Origin of the sequence: Rugosimonospora africana, assembly GCF_016862975.1 — a bacterium.
In the GTDB taxonomy this organism is placed as follows: Bacteria; Actinomycetota; Actinomycetes; order Mycobacteriales; family Micromonosporaceae; genus Rugosimonospora; species Rugosimonospora africana.
Window position 1 is genome coordinate 48,172 of the sequence record NZ_BONZ01000082.1, and the last position, 11,488, is coordinate 59,659.

General features: G+C 66.5%; 5 protein-coding genes. 2 read left to right on the plus strand and 3 right to left on the minus strand.

The window, feature by feature from the left end; all coding sequences use genetic code 11:
- Positions 1-56 precede the first annotated feature (56 nt).
- Positions 57-6,188, minus strand: a complete 6,132-nt coding sequence (locus Raf01_RS50710) for an RHS repeat-associated core domain-containing protein (protein ID WP_203923019.1) — start codon at positions 6,186-6,188, stop codon at positions 57-59.
- Between the two features lie 510 nt (positions 6,189-6,698).
- Positions 6,699-7,268 (minus strand): nucleoside/nucleotide kinase family protein, encoded by a 570-nt coding sequence (locus Raf01_RS38400; RefSeq protein ID WP_203923020.1) that lies wholly within the window; start codon positions 7,266-7,268, stop codon positions 6,699-6,701.
- A gap of 393 nt (positions 7,269-7,661) precedes the next feature.
- Between Raf01_RS38400 and Raf01_RS38405 the strand changes: the two genes are divergently transcribed.
- Positions 7,662-8,204 carry a carbonic anhydrase gene (locus Raf01_RS38405; protein WP_203923021.1) on the plus strand — a complete coding sequence of 181 codons (543 nt, stop codon included), beginning with the start codon at positions 7,662-7,664 and terminating at the stop codon, positions 8,202-8,204.
- Between the two features lie 262 nt (positions 8,205-8,466).
- Here the strand turns inward: Raf01_RS38405 and Raf01_RS38410 are convergent, their stop codons facing one another.
- Positions 8,467-9,885, minus strand: a complete 1,419-nt coding sequence (locus tag Raf01_RS38410) for an amidohydrolase family protein (RefSeq protein ID WP_203923022.1) — start codon at positions 9,883-9,885, stop codon at positions 8,467-8,469.
- A 660-nt stretch (positions 9,886-10,545) separates the two neighbouring features.
- Here Raf01_RS38410 and Raf01_RS38415 point away from each other — a divergent pair.
- Positions 10,546-11,364, plus strand: a complete 819-nt coding sequence (locus tag Raf01_RS38415; RefSeq protein ID WP_203923023.1) for an alpha/beta fold hydrolase — start codon at positions 10,546-10,548, stop codon at positions 11,362-11,364.
- Positions 11,365-11,488 lie beyond the last annotated feature (124 nt).

Here is an 11,488-nt window from a genome sequence, read left to right on the forward strand (position 1 = left end):
CCGAGCGTTGGCCGGGACCCACTCCGGGTCCCGGCCAACGCCTGGTGTGCTGCTGGCTAGCTCCAGCCGGCGTAGCTGAAGGTCTCGCTGAGGATGTTCCAGCCGATGCCTTGATAGGTCAGGTACCTGTCGACGGGGGCGTGCGCCAGCTGAACCGCGGTCCATCTGGCCACGCGCGCGGACTTCTGACTCATCATCGCCGCCCCGTGGGCTGGACCGTACTTCGCATGCAGGGCCATCCGTACCGCCTCCTGGCCGCCCTTGCCGGCCTCACCCGCATACGCCAGGTCGGCGGCGGCCCGACCCGCCCTGATGTACTTGGCCCCGAAGAACGAGGCCGCGCCGGCGCCGTCCCAGGCGGCCTTCAGGAACTTGCCCTGAGCGAGGTCGATTGCGGTCTGTAGGGTGTCGGCTGCCACCGAGATGCCGAGGCAGACGACCGGGCAGAACGGACTGAGTGCCAGGAGGGCGGCGGCTACGGAGATGGTCGGCAGGACGTGCGGAAGTACCTTCTGCCACCAATGCTTGCCCGCCTTGTGCTTCGTCGTGACGGTGTGGGCCATGGACTCGGTCCCGCAGAAGAATGCCTGGGTCAGGCACGGCGGCGGCGGCCGGTACCCGCAGAAGAAGCCGGGAATCAGGCAGTCGTTGCCCCGGGAGACGTGGCTGGTGATGTGACCGTAGTAGCGGGACGAGGAGTGGTGGCCCGATGAATGGCTGGAGGAGTGACCGGAGGAGTGGTGGCTGCTCGACGACGGTCGCGGCACGCCGCACACGCCGTGACCGCTCGGACACGTCGTCATCAACCCGTTGGGGTCGCTGAACGTGACGGGGTTGTCGCCGGCGTAGGCGTAGGGGTTGGCGTCGGTGGGCTTGTCGTTGTTGTCCACCGGGTCGGGCGACAGGAACCTGCCGATCGACGGGTCGTAGTAGCGAGCGTCGAGCAGGTCCAATCCGGTGGACGTGTCCTGGACCTTGCCGAGGAAACCACGGTCGCCGGGGATCTTGTTCGCGGCGCCGCGGGGTGCGCCGTAGGGCAGGTAGAGCTGGCGGCTGACGGTCCCGGTGGTGCTGATGGCCAACTGTTGCGAGCCCTGGTCGTCCGCGACCAGCCAGGTCATCGCCGCCGGGGTACGTTCGGCGACCACGGCGCCGTCCGAGCCGCTGCTGTAGTACCGGGTCGCCACCGGTGCCTCACCGCCGGTGCTGGTCAGTTCCGTGTCATCGAGGAACAGGGTGGTGGAGCCCGGGTCCCGGCGCAGCAGCCGGTCGCCGTCGGTGTCGTAGATGAACGACGCGGTCTTGCCGGACGCGGTGATGCTGGCCAGTTGGTTGTTGACATTCCAGGTCAGCGTGTTGGCCACGCCCGCCACGGTCTTGGTGACCAGGTCGCCGTTGGGGTCGTAGCCGAAGCTGTCGGCGCCGACGGCCGAGACGGCGTGCGGCCGCACCGCGCTCGTGCCTTGCGCGGGATAGGCGTAGGTGGTCGTCGCCCCGTCCCGGGTGGTGCTGGTGATGTTGCCCGCTCCGTCGTAGGAGTAGGCGAGGTTGTACGGTGCCGGGCCGCTGGTGTCGGCCGGGTGGGTGCAGTCGGTGCCGTTGGTGTAGGCGCCCGTGAGCCGGTCACGCCCGTCGTAGTTGAAGCACTGCGCCTGGTTGGCGACGTGGTCGGTGATGGTGGTGACGTTGCCGACCTGGTCGTAGCCATACTCGTCGTTCTGTACGGTGGCGCCGTTGACCAGTGTCTTGATGGTCGACAGCCGTGCGGTGGTCGGTTGGTAGGTGTACTGGCGCGCCAGCGTGGAGCTGTACTGCCTGCCGGCAAGCTTGCCGTCACCGGCGAAGCTGGTGCCGGCGACGTAGGTGGCCACCGGGCTGCTCAACGTGTTGGGCAGTCCGATGTTCGTGTACTGCTCGGTCACGGTCTCCTGTGGCAGCCCGCCCGCAGCCGGGTAAGTGACCGATGTCTGATGGTCGGCCCCGTCGTAGGCGTAGGAGAAGTCGTAACTGCCGCCCAGCCCGGTCTCCGTCAGAGGGATCGTGTACCGGCGCCCGGTCACCCGGTAACGGGCGTCGTAGGAGGTGACCGCGTTGACGTAGGTCTGGCCGCCGGCGTAGCGGGTGGAGGTGGCGGGCTCGCCGATGGCGTTGGGCACGGTGTCGTAGGTCATGGCGGTCAACTGCGTGCCGGTGCCGATGTCACCGAGCCAGGTGGAGGTCTTACGGTCGAGCGCATCGTATCCGGTGGAGACCTTCTGCCCCTTGGCATCCGTGGTTGCGACCACGTTGCCGGCCAGGTCATAGGCGGTAGTGCCCGGTCCGCTGTCGGGGTCGGCCTCGGTCAGCCGGTGGTGTAGCCAGTCGTAGGTGTAGCTGGTGACGTCGCCGTTGGCGTCGGTGACGCTGGCCAGATCCTGGTGGTCGGGTGTGTAGGCGTAGGTGATGTCCTGATGGTTGGTGGTATCCAGATAGTTCTGCACCTTGGTGGCGTTGTCGAACACGTCGGTCCAGGTGACCATCTGGCCACCGGCCGGGGGCACGCTCACCGTGTGGTCGCCGTGGTCGGTGGTGGTGGTGCGCCACAGTTCGGTACCCAGTGACTTGGTGGCCTCGACGGTCTTTTGCTCCAGCGAGTCGTACACCGTGGTGGTGTAGTTCGGTATCGCGCTCTCGGCCGGGTTGAGCAGCCCGGAGCCGGGTGCCGAGGAGTTGTAGAAAGGCTGGGATTCCAGGGCCTTCAGACCCCTGCTGTCGTAGCGGGTGACGGTGACTGCCCGCCCGCCGGATTGCGGTGAGGCCGTCTGGGTCTCGACCGGCTCCGCGAACCCGTCGTCGTACTCGTAGCTGGTCAGCCAGACCGCGCCCGAGCCGCCGCCTGACTGCAGCTGCCTCGTGGTTATGATGGTCGGCCCGGTTGCCGGGGCGATGCCGCTCGCAGGAGTGGTGTAGCTGAAGGAGTACGAGGGCGTGCCGCTCGAGCGCGGTTCGGTCGGCAGCCAGATCGCGGTCACCCGGCCGAGCGCGTCGTAGTCCCGCTCGGTCACCTTGCCGTTGAGCTGGCCGTTGGCGTCATGCCCGTTGGCGTCCGCCACCTTCGTGATCTCTCCGAGTGCCGGGCTGGTCCAGGTCGTGGTGCGTTGCCCCAACGGATTGATCACGGTGACACCGTTGGTCGGGTAGCCGGTGGCCGGGTCGTAGACCGTGGTCGTCGTGTGGTGCAACGGATCGGTCTGGGTGAGCACCCGCCCCTCGTCGTCGTAGGTCTTGTCCATCGCGCTGTAGGTGGTGTCGTTGACGTAGGAGCGCACCTCGGTCGGGTTGCCGTCGATCGGCACGTTGGCCGTGGCACCGGTGGACGTCGCCCCGTCGTAGAGGGTCACGGTGCGCCCGATCACCCCACCGGTGCAGGAGCCTTGGCGCTTCTCCACCGTCTCCGGGAAATCGATCATCCACCGCCAGTCGGTGGTGTTGCGCGCGTAGGTCGTGGTGGTGCAGACATCGTCGGTGGAGACCGAGGTGTCACCCTTGTCGGTCTCGGTGGTCACCGAGCCGTAGGTGTCATATGTGTCGTCGATCTCGGTGACCCGGTACGTTCCGTTGTCCAGCAGGTCCCGCGTCAGGTGACTGTCCCGGCGCACCACATGGGCGTTGTGCAGGCCCGGCCCGTCGGCGGTGATGCCCAGCACATCCTTGTAGGTGAACCGCTCCCCGGACACCTCGGTGAGGCTGCCGTCGGCGTTCATCCGGTACTTCTGCTGCTGCAGCTCCATCCCCTGCAGGAAGTGGGAGTCCGGGTACGAGTGCTTGTCGTAGTCCACAAGCGAGTAGGACTTGTTGGTCCCGTCGACCTGCACGTTCTGGTCCATCCCACGGAAGTAGGTGGTGTCGGTGACCGTCTTCTCGCCGTTGCTGCCACTGCCCTCGGTGACCCGGACGGTGGAGTACCCGCGCCAGTCACCGTAGGACGACTCGTCGTCCGGGGTGAGCATCCCGTCGTCGTGGTGCCACGCCGCGCCCCCGAGGTAGGTGTAGGTGCTCACCCGGCTGGGCTGTCCGGCGACCTTGTCGACGTCGGTGACCGACTTGACCACGTACTTGTGGAAGATGCCCCAGCCGGGATCGGCGCCGTCGGGCTTGAAGTACTCCGGATAACACTCGTCGGTGTTGGTGTCCCAGTGGCCGTTCTTGGTGTTGTACCAACTGGTCCATCCCGGGGCGGAGGTGCCGCCGGTGAAGCAGCCGTTCTGGTGCCCATAGACGATGTCGGTCTCGCCGCCGTAGGAGTTGTGGATGGCGGTCAGCCGCCGCATCGACAATGGCGGCACGCCGAGCGACGTGTTGTAGTCGACCCGGTTGTTGTAATTGGTTCCGTCGAAGGACGCGACCGCGTCCCGGACCGTGCCGCCGGTGTATCCGATCTCGCGGACGTAGTCCAGCCACAGCGACGCGTTGGTGCCGTCGTCGGTGGCCGGGTACGAGTGCTTGAGCTGCCACTTGGTCACCTCGTCGTACCCGCCCGAGGTGTTCTGCACGTACGCCTGGATGTTGTCCAGCATGTCGCTGACGAAGAATGTCGGCGAGTGCTTCGAGCAGGAGGTGGAGCACAGCAGCTCGGTCGGCACGTCCGGGTACGACTTCGGCGAGTCGGCCTGGGTCGGGCAGGTCGGCTCCGGTGTGGTGTCCGGGTCGTCGATCGCGACCCGCTGGGTGCAGCGGTTGTAGTTCTGGAACGTCACGTACGCCGGGGCTGGCGCATCGGCCGCCCACACCTTGCCGTACTCGATTTTCGCCAGGTACCCGCCCCGGATGTAGCTGAGGATGTTGCCCGAGGACGTGCGCTTGTAGCTGTTGGTCTCGGTGTTGTAGAAGTACACCTGATAGACCTCGTTCGGGCTGTGCACCTCATCCACGTTCCACCGGTACGTCTGCTGACAGGAGGCCAGGTCCGACTGGTGGCACGGTTCCCCGGAGTCGTCGGAGACCACCGGCACGGTCCAGTTCGAGTTCGTCGGCGTCGCCGTCGAACGCCGCTGATCCTGCCCGTACCCGAAGAAGTACTGAGTACCGTCCAGTGTGGACACTTCCCAGAACTCGCCGTCGTTGTCGCCGTTCGGACCGCCGGTGTGGTGCTCGATGCGGTAGGACTGGTCGTCCTTCATCCGGTACGAACCGTCGGCCGCCTTGATCAGCTCGCTGGTGTGGCCGTTGATCGAGATCACGTACGACGCCGCGGCCGGATCCCCGGAGTACGGCGAGGCCCAGCACAGGTCACCCCACGTCGAGTGCCCGTCATCCGCGCACGACTTGTACTCGCGCTCGATGTAGGGCACGTTGATGTCCCAACCCTGTCCGACCCAGGACGCCTGGTTGTTGCTGCGCGACGTGCGCCCGTCCACCGTCCCCGAGTCGTAGTCCAGCGACAGGCTCGGCGCCTGCCCGTACGGCGGGTCCGGCAGGTCGATCGGGTACGTGTAGGCGAAGTCCCCGGCGGGCTGACCCGCCGTCCACTTCTGCGCCACATTCAGGTCGGTGGCCCGGTAGTCACCGGTCTCCCCCGACGCTCCGGAGTCCATCGCGATCATCGTGTCACCGCCGGAGGCGTCCACGGTCACCGACATCGTCTGCGTCGTGGTGTTGTTGACCGCCGTCACCGGGGTGCCCTGCGAACACTGCGCGGCAGTCGGCGCCGACGCGCAGGAGGCCGGTATCTGCACCAGTCGCAACCGGTCGGCGTAGTTGCCGCCGTACGCCTGGGCGAACTGGGAATAGTCCAGGGTCAGCCGTACCCGTCCCCGGGTGGTCTGCCCATCCGCCCGCCGCAGCAGCAAAGCGATCGCGGTGCCCGCGCCCAGCTTCACCGTCGTCGCGTGATCCAGGACCCGAGCCGTCACCTTCGTCGGCGCCGCGGTGTTGCCGCCCGGGGCAGCCACCGTCGCCGGCAGGTTCCCGAGCTTGACCGGGCTGGCCGCTCCGGCGGCCGGCACCGACACCGTCACCGAGGCCGCCGCGGGGTAGCGCGGCGCCACCAGCGCCGGAGCGGACCGGTCCGGGTCTGCCGCCGCCGCGACCTTCGGAGCCCCCCGCCCCGGCACCGACGCGTTGACCATGCCAGGCGGCGCCCCGGGCACATGCTTGCGGCTCGCCTGCGCCGCCGCGATGTCGGGCGTGCTGGCCAGCACCGCGGCCACCAAACAGAGGGTGACGCCCGCCATGAAGGGTAACGACCGGGTCACCGGCCACCGTCGGAATGATCTGCTGCGCTGCCTCATCGCACACTCCCGGGTATGGTGAGTGGGCTAGCTCAGGTCGCGGCGTCGGGATCGGGGGCCGTGGCCGCCAGCCATGTATAGTCGTTGATGTAGCGGCACTCTCCCCGTCTGGTCTTGCCATACACCTTGCCAGCCGCCTTGCCGCATGCCGATCATGCCGAGCAGGGCGAGACGGTCAACGGGGACGGGTTGCGGCGATACCAATGGCCACGCTGACGTCGGCCGAGGGCCTTATACGGGCGACACAAGACCTGGCCACGATCACCGCTCTTGAGATCACCAACGACACCACAATCATGCACTTGCAAACCGCCACCGCCTGGACCATCGAAGCAGGCAACACTCGGCTTCGATACGCTGCCGCCTCGCCGCCCAACCCGACCCCACACGAGGTCGAACCAACGCAGGTCAATCCCCGGGTCATCCTTGTCACGGGACGGGCAGGTCCCAGCCGTTCGCGACGATTCCGGCTTGGACGCGATCAGCGACGGTCTTGATCGGAACTCCATCGGTGTCCACCGTGAAGTCCGCGAAGTCATCGGCTTCAAGCTTCGCCGCGAACTGGGCCGACCGCTGCGCATAGGCATCCAGCGCCGCCAGCATATCCTCGTCCGTTCCACCCTCGCCGGCCTCAACGACGGCACGGCGAGTGATCCGGTCGGCCTGCGTTTGGGGTGTGACACGCAACCGGCACAGGATGGCCCGAGCGTCCGGAATGGCGACCGCGTAACGCTGCCACTGCTGCCGCGTCACCACCACACCGGCCGCGACCAGACAGCTGGCACCGGCCTCGGCGAACGTCGACCACATGGCCGCGAGGTTGCGTTCGACCAGCCAGGTCGGATCACCACCCGGTTGCGGGGTGCAGAATCCGAGATAGTCGATATCCAGATAGGCCGCCATAACGCCCCCGCCGGTCAAGCGGTCGTAGATCTCCCAGCCGACCGTCGACTTGCCCGCAGCATCCGCACCGCAAACCCAAAGCACCCGAACTACCATGAGCGCGGAACCTACCAACACCGTCCGTGCTACACGATCCAATTACACGACGAACGCAACCGGCCGCGGAATGGCGGAGTAGCGCCGACCGACGCTCGTCGAGTGTGGGCTACAGAGCCCCACGCCCGGTCCGCCGCCTGCACCTCGGACACGTACAAGTGGAATGTGGTCACCGCCTCAGATCAGTGAGGACGGCCTTGGACGACCGCCGTCAGTGTTACATCACCACCGCCGGTGTGGCGAATACCCGAACCGAAGCGTCGGCGTGCGCCTAGAGAATAGGCTGTATCGTGATCGGTCGACGCAAGTCGCGGCCGCAGGCGCAGACGACGTTGACACCGACCCGGGCCGCAGAGAATGCGCTCATCACGTCGATCTGCCCAGGAGTCCATCATGATTGACACCGAGGAACTGGTCCGGCGCAACGCTGAGTTCGCCGCCAGCGGTGCGTTCGTCAACCTCCCCCTCGTGTCCACCGGCAATCTACGCATCATCGGCTGCGTCGATCCTCGTGTCGACCCGACCTACATCCTGGGCCTCAAGCCAGCCGAAGCCGTCGTGATGCGCAACATCGGCGGGCGCGTCACGCCCGCGGCACTACGTTCGTGGGCGGCGCTGGCAAAGGTAGCCGAAGCCCGCCTCAACGGCCGCCCACAGCCCGGCGCACACATGGTGGTTCTGCACCACACCGACTGCGGAATAAACGACCTGACGGCGTTCCCCGACCTGCTGGCCGACTTCTTCGAAATCCCGGCCGCCAACCTCGACACGAAAGCAATTACCGACCCGCACGCCTCCGTCAAGATCGATGTCGAAGCCATGAAGCACGCGCTTCCGGCCGGAGTCCTCGTGTCAGGTCTCGTCTACGACGTGGCCACCGGACTCATCGAGACCGTCGTTCCGCCCACAGCTGGGCTATCTTCCCAATCGAAGTAACCCTGCCCAAGGCCCGCGGCGCCACCCGATGGAGTAGCCGATAGCTTGTAACCCTAGGAAACCGTCCCGAACACCTCAGCAGACGGGTGCGAAGGCCGTGTCCACTCCAGAGTCGCTTGAAGCACCCGGAGTGCACTTGCAGTGGATAGCTCCGCTTGACGGACAGGCTGTTGGCTTGGCCAGACTACCCGCCCATCAGTAACCGACCACTCCCCCACGATACGCAAGTACCGCAGGGGAGCGATCAGAGTCGAGGCAGTGATCAGCGTCGTCGGCCCATGCAGGGACAGCCCACCGTGGCGCGGGCATCGGCGGGGACCTCCCTCGCCGCAGCCTCGACCTCGGCGAGCATGCGCTCCCGCTCCTCGGCGGAAATGAGTCGGCCCCGCACCACCACCGCCCGGATCCGCTGGGTGTTGCGGATGTCGTCGAGCGGGTTGGCGTCCAGCAGCACCAGGTTGGCCAGGTTGCCGCGCCGGATGGTCCCTTCGTGGTCCTGCCGGCCGAGGAACCGTGCCGGCTCGAGGGTCGCCGCTTGAAGCGCCTGCATGGGAGTGAGCCCCGCCCGCACGAGCAGCACCAGCTCATCATGCAAGGCGAAACCGGGAAAGCACCCCGGCGTGGCGCTGTCGGTGCCCGCCAGCATCGCCACCCCGGCCCGGCGCATCTCGTCAACCAGCTGGAGCTGGCGGTCGAAGAGCTCCCGGTGCTGAGCAACCTCGGTCGGACCACGGCCGGCCGCGAACAACTCGTCCAGCGCCCACCACCATTCCTCGGCCGTGGAGGCCGGCAGATATTTCAGCCGCTCGTCGGTTCGCGACACCTCGTCGGGCATCTCGATTGCCCGCATCGCGATGAGGGTCGGGACCTGCCTGGAGTGGTTGGCAACGAATCCGGCGTAGACCGCGGCCGCCTTGCCGGGGTGGTGGCTGTTCGCGGCCAGCCAGTTCAACGGATGCATCTGGTTGAACCAGCTGTTGTAGTCACCAGGCCCGATCCGGACCTCGGCGATCGCGCGGCGTATCTCCTCTTCGCGGCTGGAGGTCGAGTACCAGGTCCCCCACATGTGCTCGAGACTGCGCTGCCCGGCCCGACTGGCCTCGGTGATCGGTACGTTGTCGGGGCAGTGTCCGACGAACGGGACTTGTAGGCGTCGAGCCTCGTCAACGACGGCGAAGTACGCCTCGGGAGACAGTCGTGAGTAGACCTTGACGAAGTCCGCACCGTCCCGCACGACCCGGCGGACCGCCGCTCGCGCCTCCGGTTCGTTGGTCACCTCGATGTACGAGACCGCGTTCAGGCCCGCCCAGAGACCCGGACTGCCGTCGATCAAAGGGCTCGCGATGGTCGAGTGTGGACCTAGCAGGCTGCCGGCCTCGATCAGATCCCGCCACCGGTGGAGATGGTCAGCTCCCGACATCTCGCGCACCGTTGTGATCCCGTTCGCGATGTACAGCGGTGGGATGATCGCCTCATATACGTCACTGTGAACGTGCATGTCACACAGACCCGGGATCAGGAACCTTCCCGTGCCGTCGACGACCGTCGCACCACGCGGTACCCGGATGTCGGGCTGCCTACCCAGCCCGATGATCCGATCCCCTTCGACGACCACGGTTTGGTCCGGCCTTGACGGCCCGCCGGTGGTGTCGACCACCGTGACCCCGACGAACGCGACCACGCCTCGCCTCGCCGCACCCGCCGGCGCCGATTGATTCAGACCTACCACTGCGCCAGCGCCCGCCGCCAACCCGGCCCCGAGAACATTCCGACGAGAGATGCTGTGAAGCACTAACTCCTCCTCTGGATAAATGCCATCACGGTCACTGATTCGATGTCTCGACCATGCCGCCCTGCACCACGGTGGTGGCGACGAAGGCCAGCCACAGACCGGTCGCCCACCATGGATGCCGGATGCTTCATCGAGCAATCCGGTTGTCGAACTTGGTCATGCAGTCACGCTCGTCGGGATCGGGCACGATGTCACTGTGCTTAACCCCCTCGAACGAAGGTGGGGTTTACCCCACTGCGCGCCTACGCGCCCGGCGGCGAGAATGCGGCACGAACCTGCGATACCGGTTCAGGCTGCTCGACTGGGCGTTCGTTTTGGTGAAGCCCGCCCGACTTCGACCGTCGCCGACTCGCACAGTTTGTCGATCCGATCGACCCTTCGCGAGGCTGCTCCCGCTGCCGCAGTTGACGTCGGCTTGACGATCTGTTCCTCGCCTGTTGATCGTTCGCAACGGCCATTCAGAAAAAATCGTGTGTGATGTCGTTGACTCCTCTCGACTACGACACCGTCGCAGGATGCGTGTCGATCGCCTCGGAGAGGAACGAAGGAATGCCCACCATCACCACTGCGGACGGCGTGGAGATCTTCTACAAGGACTGGGGCACCGGTCAGCCGATCGTCTTCAGCCACGGCTGGCCGCTGTCGGCCGACGACTGGGACGCCCAGATGACGTTCTTCCTTCATCACGGATACCGGGTGATCGCGCACGACCGACGCGGTCACGGCCGGTCCGATCAGGTCGGTACCGGCAACGACATGGATCACTGGGTGGCTGACCTGGCCGCGCTGACCGAGCACCTCGATCTGCGCGAGGCGGTTCACATCGGACACTCCACGGGTGGGGGCGAGGTGGCCCGCTACGTCGCACGCTACGAGGAGCGCGTCGCCAAGGCGGTGCTGGTCGCATCCTTGACGCCGAACATGGTCAGGACCGAGGCCAACCCAGCCGGGCAACCGCAGGAGTGGTTTGACGCGGTCCAGGCCGGGGTTCTGGGCAACCGGTCGGAGTTCTTCCGGGCCGTGCCGGAGGGCCCGTTCTATGGATACAACCGCCCTGACGCCAAGCCGTCCGAAGCGGTCATCGCGAACTGGTGGCGGCAAGGCATGTCCGGCAGTGCCCAGGCCCACTACCAGACCGTGTTCTCCTGGCTGGAGGACTACACCGGGGACCTCCAGAAGATCACCGTGCCGGTTCTGGTGATGCACGGAGACGACGACCAGATCGTCCCCTACGGCTCCTCGGTGCCCCGCGCGGTCGAGTTGCTGAAGAACGGGACGTTGAAGACGTACCCGGGCTTCCCGCACGGCATGCTGACCACACACGCGGACGTCCTCAACCCGGACCTTCTCGCGTTCATCCAGTCCTGACAGGACCGACGAGGACCTCTCTGGACCCGGGCGGAACGGCAGGCTCGCGGGTGCCACTCTCTGCGGCACCCGCAAGCCGGGAGCGCCCAACCCTTTCGGTCAGCACGGGCCGCGGAGCGGACGA

Coding starts and splice junctions, on each gene's coding strand:
- Raf01_RS38400 (WP_203923020.1), bottom strand. CDS start 7,268: ATGGTAGTTCGGGTGCTTTGGGTTTGCGGTGCGGATGCTGCGGGCAAG.
- Raf01_RS38405 (WP_203923021.1), top strand. CDS start 7,662: ATGATTGACACCGAGGAACTGGTCCGGCGCAACGCTGAGTTCGCCGCC.
- Raf01_RS38415 (WP_203923023.1), top strand. CDS start 10,546: ATGCCCACCATCACCACTGCGGACGGCGTGGAGATCTTCTACAAGGAC.